Annotated in this window: 18 protein-coding genes and 1 pseudogene; 8 read left to right on the plus strand and 11 right to left on the minus strand. The window is 64.8% G+C overall.

The features are described from left to right. Positions 1 to 63: 63 nt before the first annotated feature. Positions 64 to 525 (minus strand): GNAT family N-acetyltransferase, encoded by a 462-nt coding sequence (locus LB525_RS21855; RefSeq protein WP_224546939.1) that lies wholly within the window; start codon positions 523 to 525, stop codon positions 64 to 66. A 191-nt stretch (positions 526 to 716) separates the two neighbouring features. Between LB525_RS21855 and LB525_RS21860 the strand changes: the two genes are divergently transcribed. After that, complete coding sequence (locus LB525_RS21860) at positions 717 to 1,640, plus strand: glycine--tRNA ligase subunit alpha (protein ID WP_224547049.1); 924 nt, start codon at positions 717 to 719, stop codon at positions 1,638 to 1,640. Here LB525_RS21860 and LB525_RS21865 read toward each other — a convergent pair. Continuing rightward, on the minus strand, positions 1,637 to 1,819 hold the full coding sequence (locus LB525_RS21865) for a hypothetical protein (protein ID WP_224546941.1): 183 nt from the start codon (positions 1,817 to 1,819) through the stop codon (positions 1,637 to 1,639). The two genes, LB525_RS21860 and LB525_RS21865, sit on opposite strands and share 4 nt — an antisense overlap. A 252-nt stretch (positions 1,820 to 2,071) precedes the next feature. On the opposite strand from LB525_RS21865, the gene glyS reads away from it, so the two are divergent. Both glyS and LB525_RS21875 read left to right on the plus strand, forming a co-directional pair. Next, positions 2,072 to 4,471 carry a glycine--tRNA ligase subunit beta gene (gene glyS / locus LB525_RS21870; RefSeq protein WP_224546943.1) on the plus strand — a complete coding sequence of 800 codons (2,400 nt, stop codon included), beginning with the start codon at positions 2,072 to 2,074 and terminating at the stop codon, positions 4,469 to 4,471. Positions 4,472 to 4,736: 265 nt separating this feature from the next. Continuing rightward, on the plus strand, positions 4,737 to 5,060 hold the full coding sequence (locus LB525_RS21875; protein ID WP_224546952.1) for an ATPase: 324 nt from the start codon (positions 4,737 to 4,739) through the stop codon (positions 5,058 to 5,060). Between the two features lie 97 nt (positions 5,061 to 5,157). Here the strand turns inward: LB525_RS21875 and LB525_RS21880 are convergent, their stop codons facing one another. Both LB525_RS21880 and LB525_RS21885 read right to left on the minus strand, forming a co-directional pair. Next, positions 5,158 to 5,547, minus strand: a complete 390-nt coding sequence (locus LB525_RS21880; RefSeq protein WP_224546954.1) for a hypothetical protein — start codon at positions 5,545 to 5,547, stop codon at positions 5,158 to 5,160. 99 nt (positions 5,548 to 5,646) lie between these two features. Beyond that, positions 5,647 to 6,147 carry a hypothetical protein gene (locus LB525_RS21885; protein WP_224546956.1) on the minus strand — a complete coding sequence of 167 codons (501 nt, stop codon included), beginning with the start codon at positions 6,145 to 6,147 and terminating at the stop codon, positions 5,647 to 5,649. Between the two features lie 171 nt (positions 6,148 to 6,318). Here LB525_RS21885 and LB525_RS21890 point away from each other — a divergent pair, with 171 nt between their 5' ends. The 3 genes from LB525_RS21890 to LB525_RS21900 all read left to right on the plus strand — a co-directional run bounded on the left by LB525_RS21890 (position 6,319) and on the right by LB525_RS21900 (position 9,487). After that, positions 6,319 to 7,281: an L-threonylcarbamoyladenylate synthase gene (locus tag LB525_RS21890; protein WP_224546957.1), complete on the plus strand. Its 963-nt coding sequence runs from the start codon at positions 6,319 to 6,321 to the stop codon at positions 7,279 to 7,281. A 19-nt stretch (positions 7,282 to 7,300) separates the two neighbouring features. Then, positions 7,301 to 8,734, plus strand: a complete 1,434-nt coding sequence (locus LB525_RS21895) for an FAD-binding oxidoreductase (RefSeq protein ID WP_224546959.1) — start codon at positions 7,301 to 7,303, stop codon at positions 8,732 to 8,734. A gap of 186 nt (positions 8,735 to 8,920) precedes the next feature. Next, entirely contained in the window at positions 8,921 to 9,487 is a 567-nt protein-coding gene (locus tag LB525_RS21900; RefSeq protein WP_071074058.1) for a DUF6101 family protein, read from the plus strand. A 162-nt stretch (positions 9,488 to 9,649) separates the two neighbouring features. Here LB525_RS21900 and ubiA read toward each other — a convergent pair whose 3' ends face one another. Next, positions 9,650 to 10,633: a 4-hydroxybenzoate octaprenyltransferase gene (gene ubiA, locus LB525_RS21905; protein ID WP_224547059.1), complete on the minus strand. Its 984-nt coding sequence runs from the start codon at positions 10,631 to 10,633 to the stop codon at positions 9,650 to 9,652. 66 nt (positions 10,634 to 10,699) lie between these two features. Then, positions 10,700 to 11,610 (minus strand): annotated as a pseudogene (locus tag LB525_RS21910) (LysR family transcriptional regulator). Between the two features lie 91 nt (positions 11,611 to 11,701). On the opposite strand from LB525_RS21910, the gene LB525_RS21915 reads away from it, so the two are divergent. Further along, positions 11,702 to 12,496: a phytanoyl-CoA dioxygenase family protein gene (locus tag LB525_RS21915; protein WP_224546961.1), complete on the plus strand. Its 795-nt coding sequence runs from the start codon at positions 11,702 to 11,704 to the stop codon at positions 12,494 to 12,496. Between the two features lie 239 nt (positions 12,497 to 12,735). On the opposite strand, the gene LB525_RS21920 is transcribed toward LB525_RS21915, so the two are convergent. After that, the gene (locus LB525_RS21920; protein WP_224546963.1) at positions 12,736 to 13,761 is read right to left on the minus strand and encodes an IS110 family transposase; all 1,026 of its coding nucleotides are present in this window, start codon (positions 13,759 to 13,761) and stop codon (positions 12,736 to 12,738) included. A gap of 382 nt (positions 13,762 to 14,143) precedes the next feature. On the opposite strand from LB525_RS21920, the gene purD reads away from it, so the two are divergent. Beyond that, positions 14,144 to 15,424, plus strand: a complete 1,281-nt coding sequence (gene purD / locus LB525_RS21925; protein ID WP_224546973.1) for a phosphoribosylamine--glycine ligase — start codon at positions 14,144 to 14,146, stop codon at positions 15,422 to 15,424. A gap of 9 nt (positions 15,425 to 15,433) precedes the next feature. On the opposite strand, the gene LB525_RS21930 is transcribed toward purD, so the two are convergent. The 4 genes from LB525_RS21930 to LB525_RS21945 are packed head-to-tail and all read right to left on the minus strand — an operon-like array spanning position 15,434 to position 20,665. Beyond that, positions 15,434 to 16,804 carry an alpha-glucosidase/alpha-galactosidase gene (locus LB525_RS21930; protein WP_224546983.1) on the minus strand — a complete coding sequence of 457 codons (1,371 nt, stop codon included), beginning with the start codon at positions 16,802 to 16,804 and terminating at the stop codon, positions 15,434 to 15,436. Between the two features lie 18 nt (positions 16,805 to 16,822). Further along, positions 16,823 to 18,493, minus strand: a complete 1,671-nt coding sequence (locus LB525_RS21935; protein WP_140845831.1) for an ABC transporter ATP-binding protein — start codon at positions 18,491 to 18,493, stop codon at positions 16,823 to 16,825. Between the two features lie 9 nt (positions 18,494 to 18,502). After that, entirely contained in the window at positions 18,503 to 19,657 is a 1,155-nt protein-coding gene (locus LB525_RS21940) for an ABC transporter permease (protein ID WP_224526461.1), read from the minus strand. Continuing rightward, positions 19,658 to 20,665: an ABC transporter permease gene (locus tag LB525_RS21945; RefSeq protein WP_224546985.1), complete on the minus strand. Its 1,008-nt coding sequence runs from the start codon at positions 20,663 to 20,665 to the stop codon at positions 19,658 to 19,660. Positions 20,666 to 20,709: the final 44 nt, after the last annotated feature.

The raw sequence follows: 20,709 nt of genomic DNA on the forward strand, positions 1-20,709 counted from the left end.
TCACAATCTTGCGCGCTTGCGCGCCGACAAACAGCGGCCTTTCAGATCCCCGTGTCGAGGAAACTAGAACACTTTTCTATAGACGACGAACCCCGACTTCTCGCCGATCCTGTCGTAGAGCTGCATTGCGGTGTGGTTCGTCTCATGCGTCAGCCAGTAGACGCGGTTCGCGCCGGCTTGCCTGGCGCGTTCATAGACGCCTTCGATCAGCGCCCGGCCGACGCCCTGGCCGCGCGCGGCCTGGGTGGTGAAGAGGTCCTGCAGATAGCAGCTCGGCGCGATCGATGTGGTCGAGCGATGATAGAGATAGTGGACGAGGCCGAGAAGCTTGCCCTCCTGCTCGGCCACCAGCGCATGCACCGGCTCATAGGCATCGAAGAAACGCGACCATGTCATCTGCGTGATCTCGCCGGAAAGCGCCGTCGGCCCGGAGCGCCCGTAAAATGCGTTGTAGCCGTCCCAGAGCGGCAGCCACTGCTCGTAGTCCTGCCGTGTGACGGGTCGTATGGTGAGTTGACCGGACATAGCGAAACCTCTGTCGTTGAGCTGGAACGGAGCAAACGGCGGCCTCCGCTCGACGGCAATGGTCCAGCCGCCGCAAAGCTTTCCGCCTTGCCGGGCGCGAGCCACCGCCTTGACGCTCGGCGGCCCGGCAACTAGGGAAGCGTCATCCCGCGCTTTCCGAGGCCGCCGTGACCATCGAAATTCCCGCCCATATGCATCCCAGCCGCTCCTTCCAGGGGCTGATCCTGACCTTGCACAATTACTGGGCGGACTATGGTTGCGTCATCCTGCAGCCCTACGACATGGAGGTCGGCGCCGGCACCTTCCATCCGGCCACCACCTTGCGCGCGCTGGGCCCGCTGCGCTGGAATGCCGCTTACGTCCAGCCCTCGCGTCGGCCGAAGGATGGCCGCTACGGCGAGAACCCGAACCGCCTGCAGCATTATTACCAGTACCAGGTGATCCTGAAGCCCAATCCACCGAACCTGCAGGAACTCTATCTCGGCTCGCTGGAAGCAATCGGCGTCGATCCGCTGCTGCACGACATACGCTTCGTCGAGGACGACTGGGAAAGCCCGACGCTGGGCGCCTGGGGGCTCGGCTGGGAGTGCTGGTGCGACGGCATGGAAGTTTCGCAGTTCACGTATTTCCAGCAGGTCTGCGGCATCGAATGCGCGCCGGTGGCCGGCGAGCTGACCTACGGCCTGGAGCGGCTCGCGATGTATGTGCAGGGCGTCGACAATGTCTACGATCTGAACTTCAACGGCCGCGAGGGCGCCGAGAAGGTCACTTACGGCGACGTCTTCCTGCAGGCCGAGCAGGAATATTCGCGCCACAATTTCGAATTCGCCAACACCGCAATGCTGCTGAGGCATTTCGAGGACGCCGAGGCCGAGTGCAACGCGCTGCTCGATGCCGGCACGCCCAAGCCAAGCGACAATCTGGCGATGCACCGCATGGTCTTCCCGGCCTACGACCAGTGCATCAAGGCAAGCCATGTCTTCAATCTGCTCGACGCGCGCGGCGTCATCTCGGTCACCGAGCGGCAAAGCTACATCCTGCGCGTACGCAATCTGGCCAAGGCCTGCGGCGAAGCGTTCCTCAAGACGCGGGCGGGCGGGCTGGCGGCGGCTTAAGCCGACACGGATTTCACGGTCTCGATGGCAGCGCCGGCCGGCAATACGATCTGCGCCGATGCGCCGTCGATCGTGCGCATGGCCTGCCTGATCCCCGGCATCGTGATCGTGCCGTGTGCCTGGGCGGCGAAGCAGGCGCTGAGCGCCAGGATCTGCAGGGTTCTCGATACCGTCTTCATCGCCGTTCAGCCAATAGGTCTCTGCCTGAGCGTTTGTCGCTTCAGCGCAGCGTTCGGTTCATGGGAAGTTCTGCTCCAAGGACGGGCAGCCCCGCGCCAACCCGACAGCGGGTCGAAAAATTCCGCGAAATCGGTCGAAGAGGCGATCTGCTGGCGGGGTGACAGCGGGCGGCCGAGTTGCTATCTCCCGCCCATTCGTTTCGGCGCTTCGCGCCGACCCTCCCCATCAAGGGGAGGGTGGGGAGCTTAACTATGCCCGACCTGCTCTTGGAACTCCGCTCGGAAGAGATTCCCGCCCGCATGCAGCGCAAGGCTGCCGGCGACCTTAGGAAGATGCTGACCGACGGTCTGGTCGAGGCGGGTCTCACCTATGAGGCGGCGCGCGAATATTGGACGCCGCGGCGCCTGGCGCTCGACATCCGTGGCCTGACCGCGCGCTCGAAGGACATCCGCGAGGAGATCAAGGGTCCTTCGACCACGGCGCCCGAGCAGGCGGTGCAGGGCTTCCTTCGCAAGGCCGGCCTTTCGTCGATCGCCGAGGCGCATGTCCATTCCGACCCCAAGAAGGGCGACTTCTACGTCGCCCACATCGCGAAGCCGGGCCGGGCGGCCGAAGAGATCATCGCCGAGCTGGTGCCGGGCATCATCAAAAGCTTTCCCTGGCCGAAATCGATGCGCTGGGGGCCGGCCTCGGCGAAACCCGGCTCGCTGCGCTGGGTTCGGCCGCTGCAGTCGATCGTCTGCACCTTCGGGCCGGAGACCGAGGAGCCGGTGATCGTCGATTTCGAGATCGACGGCATCCACGCCGGCAACGTCACCTACGGCCATCGCTTCCATGCGCCGGGTCCGATCACCGTGCGCCGCTTCGACGACTATGTGGCGAAGCTCGAGGCGGCCAAGGTCGTGCTCGATGCCGACCGGCGCAAGGAGATCATCCTGGCCGATGCCCGCAACATCGCCTTTGCCAACGGCCTCGACCTGGTTGAGGACGAGGGCCTGCTGGAGGAAGTGTCCGGCCTGGTCGAATGGCCGGTCGTGCTGATGGGCGAGTTCGAGCAGGATTTCCTCACCATTCCGGGCGAGGTCATCCGCCTCACCATCCGCGCCAACCAGAAGTGTTTCGTGACGTCGCGCCCGATCTCCCCCTCGCAGGGGGAGATGTCAGCGAAGCCGATAGAGGGGACTCAGCGCGAGGCCCCCCTCTCTGCCCTGCCGGGCATCTCCCCCTCTAGGGGGGAGATTGGCCAATCGCCGCTTTCGAACCGCTTCGTGCTGGTCGCCAACATCGAGGCGAGCGACGGCGGCAAGGAGATCGCCTACGGCAACGGCAAGGTGGTGCGCGCCCGCCTGTCCGATGCGCTCTATTTCTGGCGGACCGATCAAGGCGATTTGCCCGACCTCGACCAGCTGAACGAATCGGCGGCGAAGTTCGACCTGGATTTGAAGAAGCCGCTCGACCAGCGCATGGCGCGTCTTGACCATCTCAACGTCACCTTCCACGCGAAGCTGGGCACGCAAGGGGAGCGCGTGGAGCGCATCAAGCGGCTGGCACAGGAGCTTGCCTCGGTCGTCGGCGCCGATGCCGCGCTGGTCGCCCGCGCGTCGGTGCTCGCTAAGGCCGATCTGCAGACCGAAGTGGTCGGCGAGTTCCCCGAGCTGCAAGGCGCCATGGGCAGCAAATATGCGCTGCTGCAGGGCGAGCATCCGTCGGTCGCCGCGGCCGCCGAGGAGCACTACAAACCGCAAGGCCCATCCGACCGCGTGCCGACCGATCCGGTCTCGGTTGCCGTCGCGCTCGCCGACAAGCTCGACATGCTCACCGGCTTCTGGGCGATCGATGAAAAGCCCACGGGCAGCAAGGATCCGTTCGCGCTGCGACGTGCGGCTCTTGGCGTGGTCAGGATACTCGTCGAGAACCGGATTCGTCTGGCGCTGACGTCTGTTTTCGCCAAGGCCTTTGCAAACTTCAAAGGCGGCGCGGACCAGTCGTCCGACCTCCTCGCCTTCTTCCACGACCGTCTGAAAGTCTATCTGCGTGAAAGCGGTGCACGGCATGACTTGATCGATGCCGTGCTGTCAGCGGGCTCGCGCCCAATCTCCCCCCTCGTGGGGGAGATGTCGGCGCAGCCGACAGAGGGGGGCGCTGTCCCGCCGGCCTCTCATTCTGTCGCGCCCCCCTCTGCCCTGCCGGGCATCTCCCCCACAAGGGGGGAGATGGGCCAATCGCTGAACGACGACCTTCTGCAGATCGTCCGCCGCGTCGAGGCGCTCGGTTCCTTGCTCGACACCGAGGAGGGCAAGAACCTGCTCGCCGGAACCAAGCGCGCCGCCAACATCCTGGCCGCCGAGGAGAAGAAGAAAACGCTCATCGCCGCGACCGTTGAGCCGGCGCTGTTCCGCGAGGAGGCGGAAAAGAAGCTCTTTGCCGCGGTGAATCAGGCCGAGAAGGAAGCCGGCCAAGCAATTCAAAACGAAGATTTTTCTGCCGCCATGCTGGCGCTTAGCGTGTTGCGCGAACCGGTTGATTCATTCTTTGAGCGTGTTCTCGTGAATGATGAGGACCAGGCCGTGCGCGCCAACCGTCTGGCGCTGCTCGCCCGCATCCGCGCCGCCACCGACCAGGTCGCCGATTTTTCAAAAATCGTCGGCTGACGGCTCGGAAAACCGCACATCGAGCCTGTCCGCATCCGCTAGGGTGCGGGCGGGCTTGAACAATTCGGCGCCCGAAATTTAATGCGCCGGAGCCGGCTTACAGTCATATGACGATGACCTCCGCATGGGACAAAGGTGCATGTCGTCCAGAAGCGCTGATCGGTCCTGGGGCAACGACATGCATCAACCAAAGACCTAAGGCGCGTTGCCCGAAATCGTTTCGTGGGGCGCGCCGTAAGACATTCCCAAAACACGGAGGCATGCCATGAATTCCGTTGACGATATCGACCTGAATGAAGAGACCCTGGCCGCCGCCGCGGCGATCGAATCCGCTTCCGAAAACCTTCTCGACCACGCTGCCGCCGCGGCGGTCGAATCCGCCGATCCGTCCGAAGACGACGACGAGGAAACCACTGCCTCGGCCGACGACGAGCCGGACGATGAAGATGAAGGCGACGAAGACGGCGACGAAGAAGCCAAAGCCTCGGGCGACGATGAGTCCGACGACGAGGATGAAGATGGCGACGATGATGAGGACGAAGCCGATGAGGATGAGTCCGACGATGATGACAAGGAAGAAGCGGCCTGAGCCGTCTCCTCTCGTCTGAACCATCAGGGGCGGCGCGTCGCGCGTCGCCCTTTTTCGTCGGTGCGGCTCTTGTCGGTCTTCCAGGAAGATTGAGCCGTCAATCCTCCACTATGCTGACCCGCACACCGTCCGAATAGACATCGACCTCGATCAACGGCTCGCCATTGACGATGGCGCGCCGGGTCGAGCTGCTCATGGCGCCGCCGCGTTCCAGCATGCGCTGCAGGTCGGCGCGCGAGCCGTCGCTGCGGAACCAGACATCACCCTGGTCGTCGCTGTCGCGCCGGTGGAATTTATGCCAGTTGGCGCGGTCCTGTCGCACCATCTGCGCCGCGCTGCCGAGCGGGTAGCCGTCGCTGGCGCGGTGATCGCGGTCGGAAATCCGCGCCGTGTAAGAGCCGAGCATGTCGTCGGCCCGTGCCGTACCCGTGCCCAGTGTCGTCGCCGCCAACAGTGCGGCAACGCTCATTGCTTTCGAAACAGTCATGAAACCCCCTTTTGAAATGCCGGCGCAATCGTGCCCGATCCGATCACGGGAATCGGACAGGTTAAGCGCCTAGCATGCCAGGGCCGGATCCAGTGTGATCTACATCGCCTTGCCGACGCGCGGCACCGACGGGGCGCCTTGCGGCTGCGCGCCGCCGCCCGACGCAGTGGCCGTCGCGGCCGGCTGTCCGCCGGTTCCGCTGTTGCCGTTCGAAGCGGACGCTGTGCCGTTCGCGGGCGTTGCCGGCGTGGTGCCGTTTGCCGGCGCGGCGGCGGTTGTGTTTGCCGGTGCTGTGGGCTTGGCCGCCGCGGGTGTTGCGAAAGCGCCGCCGACGATGCCGCCGCGAATGATCATCGGGGCTTGCTGGTGCCCGGACTTCTCGGGAATTGCCGCGACCTTTTCGTCGGTGACGGCGGGCACAGGCTCGCCAAGCGCTATCATCGACGGCGCCGAGGCCGCGGACAGCTTGGTCGGGTCGATCGCATTCAGCCTGATAACCGAAGGCGTCGAGGTCGAGGGTGCCACCACGACGATTGACGAGGCATGTGCCGCGCCGTTCATCGCCAGAAGGCTGATACCGAAAGCTCCGAGCAAACGCATTACAAACTCCCAAGCCGCAACCGCATTGAACCCGCACCCTAGGGCCGTCCGATTGAAGCCGGCTTGCATGGAAACTTAACATTTTAGGGATTGATAAATCGCCAATGCCCGCACTTGCCCGATGCAAGCGGCCGTATTACGGGACCGGCATGTTCAGGACTGGTGGCGGATTTGGCTGAGATACTGGCGATCGGCGAGGCTCTGGAGCAGGCATTGGCGCTGCTCGAAGGCGGCGAGGTCGTCGCCATCCCGACCGAGACGGTTTACGGCCTCGCCGGCGATGCCACCAACGGCGTTGCCGTGGCGCGCATCTTCGAGGCCAAGGGCCGGCCGCGCTTCAACCCGCTGATCGCCCATGTCGCTGATCGCGCGATGGCGGACCGTATCGCCGGCTTCGACCCGCTGTCGGCAAAACTGGCCGAAGCCTTCTGGCCCGGTCCGCTGACGCTGGTGCTGCCGCAGCGCGCCGGCAACGGCATCCACCCGCTTGTCACTGCGGGGCTGGACACGATCGCGCTGCGCATGCCGCGCGGGTTCGGTGGCGAACTGATCTCGCGCCTCGGCAGGCCGCTCGCCGCCCCGAGCGCCAATTCCTCCGGGAAAATCAGCGGCACGACGGCGCAGGCGGTCGCCGCCGATCTCGGCGACAGGATCAGGCTGGTCGTTGATGGCGGCGCGACGCCCGTCGGCCTGGAATCGACTATTCTCAAGGTCGAGAACGGCAAATTGCGGCTGCTGCGGCCCGGCGGCATCGGCGCCGAGGAGATCGAGGCGGTGGCCGGTGCGAAGCTGTCGCGCGGCGCCAGCGGCATCGAGGCGCCGGGCATGCTTGCCTCGCATTACGCGCCGGGCGCCGCGATGCGGCTCAATGTCCAAGACATCGCCGAGGGTGAGGCGCTGCTTGCGTTCGGCCGCAACCGCGCTGAGGGCTGGGAACAGGCCGTCGCGCTGCGCAACCTCTCCGAGGCGGGCGACCTGCGCGAGGCGGCCAGCAATCTGTTCGCCTTCATGCAGGCGCTCGACCGCGTCGGCGCCGCGACCATCGCCGTTGAGCCGATCCCGTTCGAGGGGCTGGGCGAGGCGATCAACGACCGACTTGCCCGCGCCGCCGCGCCGCGTGACAAGACCGGCTGAGCGCCATAGGTTCAGTCTCATGAACGATCAGCCCTTGGACCTCGATCCCACCCTCATCGACCGCTTCGCGGCAATCGTCGGCGACAAATATGCGTTGCGCGAGCAGGCCGACATCGCGCCTTACATCGCCGAGCGGCGCGGCCTTTGGCACGGCCGCACATCGCTGGTGCTGAGACCAGGCAGCGTTGAGGAAGTGAGCCGCATCATGCGCCTTGCGACCGAGACCGGAACGCCGATCGTGCCGCAAAGCGGCAATACAGGCTTGGTCGGCGCCCAGGTGCCGGACAGATCCGGCCGCGACATCGTGGTCTCGCTGTCGCGACTGAACCGCATCCGCGAGATCGATGTCCTGTCGAACACGGTGACCGCAGAGGCCGGCGTCATCCTGCAGACGCTGCAGGAAGCGGCCGACGCCGCCGACCGGCTGTTTCCGCTCTCGCTCGCTGCCCAGGGCTCCTGCCAGATCGGCGGCAATCTCTCCTCCAATGCCGGCGGCACCGGCGTGCTTGCCTACGGCAATGCGCGCGAGCTCTGCCTTGGCGTCGAGGTCGTGCTGCCGACCGGCGAGGTGTTCGACGATCTGCGCAAGCTGAAGAAGGACAACACCGGCTACGATCTGAAGAATCTCTTCGTCGGCGCCGAAGGGACGCTCGGCGTCATCACCGCCGCGGTGATGAAATTGTTCCCGAAGCCGAAGGGCAGGGAGGTGGCCTTTGCCGGCCTGCCATCGTCGCCGAAAGATGCGCTTTCGCTGTTCACCCTGGCGATGGATCGCGCCGGCGCATCGCTCACCGCTTTCGAGCTGATCGGTAAAAGGCCATACGATTTCACGCTCAAGCACGGGCAAGGCATCACGCGGCCGCTGGCCGACGACTGGCCGTGGTATGTGCTGATGCAGATCTCGTCCGGCCGCTCCGAGGAGGACGGCAGGGCGCTGATCGAAGAGATCCTGGCAGAGGCTCTCGAGCAGGGCGTCGTCGGCGACGCGGTAGTATCGGCAAGCCTTGCCCAAGGCGACGCCTTCTGGAATTTCCGCGAGACGCTTCCCGAATGCCAGAAGCCCGAAGGCGCTTCGATCAAGCACGACATTTCGGTGCCGATCGCCTCGATCCCGGAGTTCATTGAAAAGGCGGCCGGCGTGGTGGAGGGGGTCTGCCCCGGCGCGCGCGTCGTCTGCTTCGGCCACATGGGCGACGGCAACCTGCACTACAACATCTCGCGTCCCGTGGATTGGCAGGACGAGGCGTTCCTCGAACTCTACCACCCTATGAACCAGGCCGTGCACGATGTCGTGCGCTCCTTCCATGGCTCGATCTCGGCCGAGCACGGCATCGGCCAATTGAAACGCGACGAGCTGATCGCCACGGCGCCGCCGATGGCGATCGACCTGATGCGCCGCGTGAAGGCCGCCTTTGATCCGGCAGGCATCATGAATCCCGGTAAGGTTATCTGATCCTCACCTCATCCGGCGGTCGGTCGCATTCCGATAACCATTGGCTCAGATCAGCAAAATTTAACCGACTTTCTTAAGCGCGCCGGTAAGAAGCGAGCGCTAATGTTTCTTCCCATAACGAGGCCGGAAAAACCGGCCCTGAGAGAACCGGAAAAACGGCCCTCAGGACTAACAGGGAAGACATCGATGAACACTGGACTGAAGCCAGTCTGGGCCGGGCGCAACATGCGTCTCGACCCATTTCGCCTGCCGCAGATGGTGAGCTATGCCACCCGCGACGACTATGGCGATGTGACCTTCACCATCGACCAGCGCGGCGCCGTCATCCGCCGTGTGCTGGAGATGAGCGGCGTGCCGGCGATCATCGCGCTGCCCCCCAATGCGTTCCGCGGCGTCGCCGCGCGCGCCATGGAGGATCCCGACGGCAACGTGACCGTGACGCTCGAGCTCCTCCACAATGATCCGATGCTGTCTGTGCCGCTCCTGGTCGCCGACGACCTCGACGACGTCGCCGCCGACTGGCGCGCCTGGGCCGATGCCTATCGCCTGCCGATGCTGCTGATCGAGGCCGACGGCATTGCCCGCACCCTGGAAGAATCGCTCGGCGCCGCCATCAAGGCCCTGCCGCCGCAGGAGCGCCGCAAGGGCCGCGTCTCCACCACGCGCCGCCCGCGCTTCCTCGCCCGCCGCAAGGCCGGCAATCTGGGCTTGAGGCTCGTCATCGATGGCCAGGAGATTATCGCAAGGGAGTAGTGCGATTTTCCCTCCTCCCTTGTGGGAGAAGGTGGATCGGCGCACAGCGCCGAGACGGATGAGGGGTGTTCCAGCGGAGTGAGACGCTGGTGTCCTCTGGAGCACCCCTCATCCGTCGCCTTCGGCGACACCTTCCCCCACAAGGGGGGAAGGGGGAGCCCGCTACACCAGCGGCTTCAGCCAAATCCACACGGACCCGCCGATCAGGCCGAGGAAGATCAGCCAGCCCACCTGGTTGTTCGACTTGAACAGTTTCAGGCATTGGTCCGGATTGTTGATGTCGAGTCGGATGATCTGGCGCGCCATATGCGCGCCGGCGGCGATCAGCCCGGCCAGCGCCACGATCGGCACCTGGGCGGATGCAAAGGCGATGGCGAAGCAGACCAGCGCGCCGCCATAGAGTCCGGTGAGCCAGGTCTTGGTGTTGTCGCCGAACAGCCGCGCCGTCGAGCGCACACCGACGATGGCGTCGTCTTCCTTGTCCTGATGCGCGTAGATCGTATCGTAGCCGATCACCCACAGGATCGAGCCGATATAGAGCATGATCGCCGGATCATCGAGATCGCCGAATTCGACCGCCCAGCCCATCAGCGCGCCCCAGGAGAAGGCCAGCCCCAGCACCAATTGCGGCCAGTTAGTGATGCGCTTCATGAAAGGATAGACCGCGACGATCGCCAGCGAGGCGATGCCGAGCGGAATGGCGAAGCCGTTGAACTGCAACAGCACGGCCAAGCCCACCAGCGCCTGGATGATGACGAAAGCCCAGGCCTGGCGGCGTGTCACCTTGCCGGCGGGCAGCGGCCGCGAGCGCGTGCGCTCGACCTGGTTGTCAATGTCCTGGTCGGCGAGATCGTTATAGGTGCAGCCGGCGCCGCGCATGGCGACAGCGCCGATGAAGAACAGCAATAGATACCAAGGCGTCGGCAGCAGCGTCAGCAGCGGGTCGGTCGGGCGCGGATAGGCGCCCGCGGCAAGCGCTGCCGACCACCAGCAGGGCCATAAAAGCAGCTGCCAGCCGATCGGCCTGTCCCAGCGCGCAAGCTGCGCATAGGGCCAGAGCCAGCGCGGCAGCACGCGATAGACCCAATGACCGCTCGGCGCGTCGGCGACACGGCCCTGGATCGCTTTCGACTGGACGGTTTCCATCACGCTGGAGTGGCAGCAGCAAGCAGCGCCGTCAAGCGGCCGCGTTGTCGCTCAAGCGCTGAAAACCTAGGCGGTGAAAACATCGTGACCGGCAAACCAGGCCTTGGCGACCTCGATGAAGGCGACCGCTGCCTTCGACAGGCGCTGGCGCGTGTCGTGGGTCAGGATGATGCGCTGCATGGGCAGCGGATCGGAGAGCGGCTCGCAGACCAGCGGCAGGCCGTCATAGCTGCGGTCGCCATAGGGTCTCGTATAGCTGACCGCGACGCCGAAGCCGTTGGCCACCATGGAGCGCTGCAGCTCGACGAGCTGGTCGTCGCCCGGGCGACCGGCGAGAGGCCGCGGCTGAGGAAAAGGTCCAGCATATGCTGCCAGCTATGCGGCTGGTCGGTGGTGATCAGCGGATGCTGCGCGAGCTCGGCCAGGCTGACGGCGTGCTTGTCCGCCAGCTCGTGGCCGGCGGGCAAAAGCGCGTGCGGCTGCAATTGATGCAGCAGAATGCGCTTGAAATGGCCTGGAAGGCCGAGATCGTAGGTGAGGCCGAGATCGACGGCGCTGTCGGCCAGGCGCCGTCCCAGCGTGTCGAAGGTTTCATCGCCGATGACGACGGTGACAGCCGGGCAGCGCTCGGCGAAGGCGCGCATCAGCGCCGGCGCGAAATAGGGCGCCAGATCCTCGAAGCAGCCGAGCGCCAGCTCGCCGCCGACATCGGCGTCACGCGAACCGAGCGCCGCCAGCTCGTCCGCCTCGCCCAGCACCTGCCTTGCCTTGGCCACGGCCCTGCGGCCGAAGGATGTCAGCGAAACGCCGCTGCCGCGCTGGCGCACGAACAGTTTCTGGCCCAGCGCGTCCTCGACATTGTCGATCGCAACCGAGATGGACGGCTGCGACACGTTCAGCGTCTGGGCTGCCGCGGTCACGCTGCCATAGCGGGCCACGGCAACGACATAGCGCAGTTGCGCGAGGGTCAGTCTCATAGGCTATAACTATAAACCAGATGGCAAGTTATTATTTTACCCGATGTCGGGCGCTTGCGATAGTCGCTTGCCAACTCAAGGAGAGCTCGCCATGGCCAGCCCGAAGATCGATGCCTCGACGATTGCCGATTATCAGCGCGATGGCGCGGTCTGCATCCGCGGCGCCTTCAAGGATTGGGTCGACGTGATCGCCGACGGCATCGAGCGTAATATGCGCAACCGCAGCGCCGCCGCTTCCGACATCGCCGGCGGCAAGGGCAGCTTCTTCGACGACTATTGCAACTGGGAGCGCATCCCGGAATTCGTCAGGATCGTCAAGGAAACACCGGCCGCCGAGCTCGCGGCCGCGGTCATGCAGTCGCGCAGCGCCCAGTTCTTCCACGACCACGTCCTGGTCAAGGAGCCCGGCACGCAGAAGCCGACGCCGTGGCACCAGGACATTCCCTACTACTTCGTCGACGGCAGCCAGACGGTCAGCTTCTGGATCCCGATCGATCCGGTGAAGGAAGCGACGCTAAGGCTGATCGCCGGCTCGCACAAATGGGAAAAGATGGTGCTGCCGGTGCGATGGCTGAACGACGACAACTTCTACGCCGGCGAGGGCGACTACCTGCCTGTGCCCGACCCCGACAACGACCCGTCGATGAAGGTGCTCGAATGGGAGATGGAGCCGGGCGACGCCATCCTGTTCGACTTCCGCACCGCGCACGGTGCGCGCGGCAACCTGACGGCGGCGCGGCGCCGGGCGCTGTCGCTGCGCTGGGTCGGCGACGACGCACATTATGTCGAACGTCCCGGCCGCACCTCGCCACCCTATCCGGGTCACGACATGAAGCCCGGCCAGAAACTGCGCGAGGACTGGTTCCCCGTCATTTTCCAGAGCTGAGGCATTTTTTCAGACCAAGTTGGGGACACGGCAATTTCTGATGGGTCGGCTATATTTGCGCCGGCAATCGCATGTTGGGGTTGGCCGAACCGGCCCGCCCTCGTCATCCACGGGCGGAGCAAGGAGCGTAGCGACGCGCGCAGACCCGAGGATCCATGCCGTGATGCTGAGGCGTTGCAGGGGTGCAGAATTCTGCTCCGTCGCGGCCCTCGATCAATGTCACGGCATGGCAACTGTGTTCACGCGAATGCGGTTTTGTCGCGAATGATAGCGTTGAGGACGACCAGGAGCTTCCTTGCGACGGCGATGATAGCGAGCTTCTTGGAGCCCGACCGGGCAGCAAGTGCGGTGTAGAAGGTCTTGAAGCGCTCACAGGTTCGAATGGCCGTGAGGGCTGCCATGTAGAGGGCGCGGCGCACGCGTGATCGCCCGCCCTGGATCTGGCTCCTGCGGTTGAGCTTGCCGCTCTTGTTGTCGAACGGGGCAAGGCCGACCAGTGCAGCGATTGCCTTGGGTGAGCGCTTGCCGAGCTCGGGCAGGAGCGCCAGCAGCGAGAATGCGCCGACCTTGGAGACACCGGGCACAGAGACCATCAGCGCCTGGTCGCGAGCGGCGTCCTGGTTTTGACGAATGACGTCGGCGATCTGACTTTCGAGCGCCTTGATGCGCGTGTCGAGGTAGGCGATCGTTTCTTCCAGATCGGCAATGACGATCTCATTGAAGGCCTCGGCGAGGTGCTTCTTCGCCGTTGCCCGCATCTCGACCAGTTGATCGCGGTAGCGGGCAAGCGATTGAAGCTGCTCGACTTCTTCGCGCGGCGCCGGCTCGGCCTCCGGCTGATAGCGGCGGCCGTAGTCGCTCAGCATCCTGGCATCGAGAGGATCGGTCTTGGCGCGCCGTCGCGTCGACTTGGCATAGTGGTGGGTGTGCGCCGGGTTGTGCCGCGAGAACGGCACGCCGGCCTTGGCCAGCGCATGGCGCAACAGCCGGTCATGGACCCCTGTCGCCTCCATGACAACGAAGTCGCGGCTGGGATCAAGGCCCGCCACATAGGCCGCGATCGCGTCGGCCTGGTTGTCGATGCGCCGAAGACGGCCGCTTGTCTCATCAAAAAAGTCGAGCCACTGTTTTGAGATGTCGCAGCCGACATAGTTCTGCATTATCATGTCCACGCCTCTTCCTGTGGTGCGGGGTCTGCTTGGAACAGCCCCGTGCAACTGTTCAGGTTGATGGTTCACCGGTGGGAAGGGACCGAGCCATGCCACGGCCTGTCCGAAAGGACGACCAGGATTCATTCGGTCTCCTTCCCACTTCAACCATACACCAGAACCAACACACAGGATTCTAGGGTCTGCGCGCGTCGCTTCGCTCCTTGCTCCGCCCTAGAATGACGACGTTGATGAAACTTCAGCCAATCACCAACGCTTGCGCCGATTTCACGGAAATGAACGGCCAACATCTTGCTCGCCGATAAACGGCAACCTCCCAAATCCCTGTACCGGGGACTGGCCGGCGGCGGCACCTGTCTCATCGGCCTTGATGAGGCCCATGTTCCCGTGCGCAATTGCCGCCAAAATGCCGAGACGCCTTGACCCGCCGCCCGTGGACCAATAGCGGGTTCAGGGAGACGATCAGCAAGAGGTGGCCATGAACGTTCTTCTTCTCGGTTCGGGTGGCCGCGAACATGCGCTGGCCTGGAAGATGTCCGCCTCGCCGCTGCTGACGAAGCTCTATGCCTCGCCCGGCAATCCGGGCATCGGCCGCATCGCCGAACCGGTGAAGCTCGACGTCGCCGACCATTCTACTGTGGCCGCCTTCTGCCAGGAAAAGAAGATCGATCTGGTCGTGGTCGGTCCGGAAGGTCCGCTGGTCGCCGGCATCGCGGACGATCTGCGCGCCTGGGGCATCCGCGTCTTCGGCCCCTCCAAGGCGGCGGCGCGGCTCGAGGGATCGAAGGGCTTCACCAAGGATCTTTGCGCCAGGTTCAACATTCCGACCGCCGCCTATGGCCGTTTCAGCGACCTCGCCTCGGCGAAAGCCTATGTCGAGAAGACCGGGGCGCCGATCGTCATCAAGGCCGACGGGCTCGCCGCCGGCAAGGGCGTCACCATCGCCATGACGCAGGACGAGGCGAACGCCGCGCTCGAAGCCTGTTTCGACGGCGCCTTCGGCGCGGCCGGCGCCGAGGTCGTGGTCGAGGAATATCTGACCGGCGAGGAGGCAAGCTTCTTCTGCCTGTGCGACGGCGCCACCGCGCTGCCCTTCGGCACCGCGCAGGACCACAAGCGAGTCGGCGACGGCGATACCGGACCGAACACCGGCGGCATGGGCGCCTATTCGCCGGCGCCGGTGATGACGCCGGAAATGACCGAGCGCACCATGCGCGAGATCGTCGAGCCCACCATGCGCGGCATGGCCAATCTCGGCGCGCCCTTCGCCGGCATCCTCTTCGCCGGCCTGATGATCACCGACCAGGGCCCCAAGCTGATCGAGTACAACACCCGCTTCGGCGATCCCGAATGCCAGGTGCTGATGATGCGGCTGAAGGACGACTTGCTCGTCCTGCTCAACGCCGCCGTCGACGGCCAGCTCGCGCATATGTCGGTCCGCTGGAGCGACGAGACGGCGCTGACCGTGGTGATGGCGGCCAGGGGTTATCCCGGCGCGCCGGAAAAGGGCTCCGTCATCCGCGGTCTCGACGAGGCGGAAGGCGAGGGCGTCCAGGTCTTCCATGCCGGCACCGCCATCAATGGCGGTGCGCTGGTCGCCAATGGCGGGCGTGTGCTCAATGTCACCGCGCTCGGCAAGACCGTCGGCGAGGCGCAGGCAAAGGCGTATGCGGCGATCGACCAGATCGACTGGCCGCAAGGCTTTTACCGCCACGACATCGGCTGGCGCGCCGTCGAGCGCGAGAAAGCCGGGGCGTAATTCCGGAATTCAGGCGGCCGCGCTCTTGCGCCGGCCTCGCGCCCAAGCCGGCAGCCAGTCGCCATGCGCGGCAAGCAGGTCGTCGACCAAGGACCAGATCTGATCGAGGTCGAGCTCGGCCGCCGTATGCGGGTCCATCATCGCCGCGTGGTAGATGTGCTCGCGGTTCTCGCTCATCAGCGCCCGCACCGTCAGCTCCTGCACATTGATATTGGTGCGGATCAGCGCCGTCAGCTGCGGCGGCAATTCGCCGATGTAAGTGGGCTGGATGCCGGAGGCATCGACCAGGCACGGCACTTCCGCCGCGCAGTCGAAAGGCAGCGAGGTGATGCAGCCATTGTTGCGCACATTGCCGTAGATCACCGACGGCTCGCCGGTCCACACCGAATTCATGATCGACGAAGCGTACTCCCTTGACTGCTCGACCTCGATCCGGTCGGCCGAGCGGTAGGCCTCCGCCTGGCCCGTCCAGCGCTCGATCTGCTCGATGCAGCGTTTCGGATATTCGTCGAGCGGAATGCCGTATTTCTCGATCAGGTCTGGTCGGCCGTCCTTGATGAAATAGGGCGTGTATTCGGCGAAATGCTCCGAGCTTTCGGTGACGAAATAGCCGAGCCTGGTCAGCATCTCGTAGCGCACCTTGTTCGGGCAGCGCGGGTTCCAGCCGGGTTTTGGCGCACGGCCCTCGCGATAGGCGCGCACGAGGTCGGGATAGAGGTCGCGGTAGGTGCCGTCCGGCTGGCGATGCTCGAACTTGAGATAAAAGGCCATGTGGTTGATGCCGGCCGAGCGGTAGCGGATCTCCTCATAGGGAAGGTCGAGATCGTGCGCCAGTTCCATCGCCGTGCCCTGCACCGAGTGGCAGAGCCCGACCTGCTTGATCGTGGGATATTTCTCGGCGATCGCCCAGGTGTTGATCGCCATCGGGTTGACATATTGCAGCATGATCGCTTCCGGGCAGACCGCAAGCATGTCCTCGCAGATCTTCCATAGATGCGGCACGGTCCTGAGGCCCCGCATGATGCCGCCGACGCCGAGCGTGTCGGCGATGGTCTGGCGCAGGCCGTATTTCTTCGGCACCTCGAAGTCGGTGACGGTGCAAGGCTCGTAGCCGCCGATCTGGAAGGCGACGACGACGAAGTCGGCGCCGGAAAGCGCCTTGCGCTGGTCGGAATAGGTCTCGGCCTTCGCCTTGACGCCGAGCGTCGCAATCAGTTTGTTGACGACGACGGCGCTTTCTTCCAGCCGCTGCGGGTTGATGTCCATCAGCGCGATGGTCGCGCCCGACAGCGCCGGCCGCTGCAGCACGTCGCCGACGATGTTCTTCATGAACACCGTCGAGCCTGCGCCGATGAATGTGATCCTGGGATTTCTTGCCACTGTAAACCTCCGGCACTTCTAAGCCACGTCGAAAGCGGCCCTGACGAGCCGTTCGGTGTAGGCGGTCTTGGGATTGGAAAGGACCTCGTCGACGGGTCCCTGCTCGACGATCTTGCCGTGCTGCATGACGATGACGCGGTGGCAGAGCGCCCGCACCACCTTGAGGTCGTGCGAGATGAACAGATAGCTCAGGCCGCGCTCGTCCTGCAGCTTGCGCAACAGGTCGATGATCTGCGCCTGCACCGAAAGGTCGAGCGCCGAGGTCGGCTCGTCGAGCAGGATGAATTCGGGCTCCAGCGCGATGGCGCGCGCGATCGCGATGCGCTGTCGCTGGCCCCCGGAGAACTCGTGCGGGAAGCGCGACAGGATGTTGCCGGGCATGCCGGCGCTGACCAGCGCCTCGCGCACCCGCTCGTTCCGCTCGCGCCGCGTCGCGCCCAGCCTGTTGACGACCAGGCCTTCCTCGATGATCTGGCCGATCGTCATGCGCGGGTTGAGCGAGGAGAACGGATCCTGGAAAACGACCTGCATGCGCGAGCGCAGCGGCCGCATCTCGGTGCGCGACAGCTTCTCGATCGGCAGGCCGTCGAAGCGGATCTCGCCGCGCTTGGCGTCGGCCAGCCTGATCAGTGCCTGGCCGAAGCTGGTCTTGCCGGAGCCGGATTCGCCGACCAGTCCCAGCGTCTCGTGACGGCAAAGCTTCAGGTCGAGGTCGTCGACCGCGACCAGCTCGCGCCAGTCCGGCTTGAGGAACGAGCCGTGGCGCAGCATGAAGCAGACGCGCACGCCGTTCGCCTCGAGAATGGTGCCGCTGCCCTCCGGCAGCGGCTGCGGACGGCCGCGCGGCTCGGAGGCGAGCAGCCGCTGCGTGTAAGGGTGCCGCGGATCGGCGAACAGCCGCTCGGTGACGTTGTGCTCGCGCATTTCGCCATGCTGCATGACATAGACGTAGTCGGAGAACTTGCGCACCACAGTGAGATCGTGGGTGATCAGGATCACCGCCATCCGCAGTTCCTTCTGCAGGTTGCGGATCAGGTTCAGGATCTGCGCCTGCACCGTGACGTCGAGCGCCGTGGTCGGCTCGTCGGCGATCAGGACGTCGGGCTCGTTGGCCAAGGCCATGGCGATCATCACCCGCTGCCGCTGACCGCCCGACAGCTGATGCGGATACTGCTTGAGCCTTGCTTCCGGCTCAGGGATCTGGACATGCCGTAGAAGCTCGAGCGCGCGCGCCCAGGCTTGCCTGCGGCCGACTTTGCGATGCACCCGGATCGCCTCGACGATCTGGCTGCCCACCGTGTAGATCGGGTTGAGCGAGCTCATCGGCTCCTGGAAGATCATCGAGATGCGGTTGCCGCGCAGCTTGCGCCGGGCGCTCTCGGGGAATTTCAGGATGTTCTGCCCGAGATATTCGACGCTCGATCGCGGCGAGACGGTTGCCCGCCTGGACAACAACCCCATGACGGTGCGCGCCGTCACCGACTTGCCGGAGCCGGACTCGCCGACGATCGCGATCGTCTCGCCGCGATAGATCTGGAAGGAGACGTCCTTGACCGCCTCGACGGTGCCATGCTCGACCTTGAACGCGACCTCGATGTTGCGGGCGTCGATGACGGGTTGGTCGTGGCGTCCGCCATGGTCGAACCGGACGGCCGGCGCGAGGGAGTCTGCGATCGCGATCGTCGTCATCCGGCCACCTCAATAAGGATCGACGGCATCGCGCAGGCCGTCGCCCAGCGCGTTGAAGGCAAAGACGGTGATCAGCACGAAGCCGACCGGCGACAGGATCCACGGATAGGTGCCGATGACCGAATAGGTCGCGGTGTCCTGCAGCATCAGGCCCCAAGAGATCAGCGGCGGCTTCACCGCGAAGCCGAGGAAACCGAGGAAGGATTCGAGCAGCACCACCGTCGGGATCGCCAGCGTCACGGCGACGATCACATGGCTCATCACATTGGGGAAGATGTGCTGCATGATGATGCGCCGGTCGGTGGCACCGACCGCCATGGCGGCGCGCACATAGTCAATCCGCGCCAGCGCCAGCGTCTTGCCGCGCACCTCGCGCGACATCTGTGCCCAGCCCAGCGCCGACATGACGATGATGACGAAGGCGAGAAAGACATTGGTCGGCGCGGTGACCGGGATCAGCGTCGTCAGCGCCAGATAAAGCGGCAATTGCGGGAAGGCGAGCACAAGCTCGACGAAGCGCTGCATCCAGACATCGAACTTGCCGCCGAAATAGCCGGAGATCATGCCGACGCTGGTGCCGATGACCGTGATGATGAAGACCACCGTCAGCGCGATCATCAGCGACACGCGCGAGCCGTGGATGGCGCGCGACAGCACATCGCGGCCGAACTTGTCGGTGCCGAGGAAATGCACCGGCTGGCCGTCCATCGAGGCGAAGAAATGCCGGTTCGCCGGAATGAGACCGAGAAGCTTGTAGGGCGCGCCTTCGACGAAGAAGCCGAGCAGCCTTGGATGGTCGTAGTCGGGGCCGACGATCGGCTGGAAGGTGACCGGATCGAGATCGGCCGAATCGGCCAGCGCATAGACCCGCGGCCGCGCGACGAAATTGCCGTCCTTGTCGTGGAAGGCGGGCAGTTGCGGCGGCGCGAAGGCGACGTCGGTCGCCTTGGGGTCCATCGGCGCCAGGAATTCGGCGAACACCGCCATGACAAGCAAGAGCGCGACCAGGCAAAGCCCGGCCATGCCGGTCCACGAACGCTTCAGCCGGCGCCAGACAAGCGCGATGTAGCTCTCATTGCCATGCGCGGCTTCGGCCACCGGGACGCTTTCGGCCGGCAAGGGCGTAAGGGATGGGGGCGGGGGTAAGGGATCGCGGGCCAGCATCTAGCGCTCCCCGAACTGGCGGATGCGCGGGTCGAGCAGGACCAGCAGCATGTCGGCGATGATGTTGCCGACGATCAGCGTCGCCGACAGCACCATCATGAAGGTCGCCGTGACATAGACGTCGCCAACCGCCATCGAGCCGACGATCGCCGGGCCGACAGTGGGCAGCGCGAAGATGATTGCCGTCTCGATCTCGCCGGTGAGCATATAGGGCAGCACCACGCCCTGATACATCACCAGCGGATGCAGCGCGTTGGGCACGGCGTGCCGCATGACGACGGCGGCGCCGGTCAGGCCCTTGGCCTTGGCCGTCTCGACATATTGCGCGTTGAGCGTGTCGAGCAGATTGCCGCGCATGACGCGCATATTGTAGGCGAGGCCGCCGAAGGTCGCGATCGCCACAACCGGCCAGACGTGTTTGACCAGGTCGACGAACTTCGCCCACGACCAGGGCGCGCCGCCATATTGCGGCGAGAAGAACGAGCCGATCTCGGAGACGTTGAACTGGAAGACCAAGAGATAGACGATGATCAGCGCCATCAGGAAGCGCGGCACCGTCATGCCGAGGAACGAGATCGCCGAAAGTGTCGAATCGATCCAGCTGTACTGCCGCGTCGCCGCCCATATGCCGAAGCTGATGCCGAGCACCGAGGCGAGCAGATGGCAGACCAGCGCCAGAAGCAAGGTGCGCGGCAGGCGCTCGCCCACCACATCGGCCACGGGCTTGTTGTAGTAGAGGCTGTAGCCGAAATCGCCGCGGGTGATGATGCCGCCGATCCAGTTGAGGTACTGGATGGGCAGCGGCTTATCGAGGCCATGCTCGACGCGGTAGGCCTGGGCTTGCGCTTCAGCCTCGGCGTAGGAAGCGCCACCCTGGTTGATCAGCTGCGAGCGGATGTAATCCGCATAGTCGCCGGGCGGCGCCTGGATGATGGCGAAGGTGACGAGGCTCAAGATGGCGAGGACGGGAAGCGCCGACGCTATGCGCATAAGCAGGAATCGCAGCATGGGCGGTCAGCTTCCTTTCTGGCCGGTCGCTCCCTGAGGTGCGT

The organism is Mesorhizobium sp. CA16, assembly GCF_020165175.1.
GTDB lineage: Bacteria > Pseudomonadota > Alphaproteobacteria > Rhizobiales > Rhizobiaceae > Mesorhizobium.

Bases quoted from the DNA above. Each gene is read 5' to 3' on its own strand.
- LB525_RS21880 (WP_224546954.1), bottom strand. From the start codon at position 5,547: ATGACTGTTTCGAAAGCAATGAGCGTTGCCGCACTGTTGGCGGCGACG.
- LB525_RS21915 (WP_224546961.1), top strand. From the start codon at position 11,702: ATGGCCAGCCCGAAGATCGATGCCTCGACGATTGCCGATTATCAGCGC.
- ubiA (WP_224547059.1), bottom strand. From the start codon at position 10,633: ATGGAAACCGTCCAGTCGAAAGCGATCCAGGGCCGTGTCGCCGACGCG.
- LB525_RS21885 (WP_224546956.1), bottom strand. From the start codon at position 6,147: ATGCGTTTGCTCGGAGCTTTCGGTATCAGCCTTCTGGCGATGAACGGC.
- LB525_RS21900 (WP_071074058.1), top strand. From the start codon at position 8,921: ATGAACACTGGACTGAAGCCAGTCTGGGCCGGGCGCAACATGCGTCTC.
- LB525_RS21860 (WP_224547049.1), top strand. From the start codon at position 717: ATGCATCCCAGCCGCTCCTTCCAGGGGCTGATCCTGACCTTGCACAAT.
- LB525_RS21945 (WP_224546985.1), bottom strand. From the start codon at position 20,665: ATGCTGCGATTCCTGCTTATGCGCATAGCGTCGGCGCTTCCCGTCCTC.
- LB525_RS21895 (WP_224546959.1), top strand. From the start codon at position 7,301: ATGAACGATCAGCCCTTGGACCTCGATCCCACCCTCATCGACCGCTTC.
- LB525_RS21940 (WP_224526461.1), bottom strand. From the start codon at position 19,657: ATGCTGGCCCGCGATCCCTTACCCCCGCCCCCATCCCTTACGCCCTTG.
- LB525_RS21865 (WP_224546941.1), bottom strand. From the start codon at position 1,819: ATGAAGACGGTATCGAGAACCCTGCAGATCCTGGCGCTCAGCGCCTGC.
- glyS (WP_224546943.1), top strand. From the start codon at position 2,072: ATGCCCGACCTGCTCTTGGAACTCCGCTCGGAAGAGATTCCCGCCCGC.
- LB525_RS21855 (WP_224546939.1), bottom strand. From the start codon at position 525: ATGTCCGGTCAACTCACCATACGACCCGTCACACGGCAGGACTACGAG.
- LB525_RS21875 (WP_224546952.1), top strand. From the start codon at position 4,737: ATGAATTCCGTTGACGATATCGACCTGAATGAAGAGACCCTGGCCGCC.
- LB525_RS21935 (WP_140845831.1), bottom strand. From the start codon at position 18,493: ATGACGACGATCGCGATCGCAGACTCCCTCGCGCCGGCCGTCCGGTTC.
- purD (WP_224546973.1), top strand. From the start codon at position 14,144: ATGAACGTTCTTCTTCTCGGTTCGGGTGGCCGCGAACATGCGCTGGCC.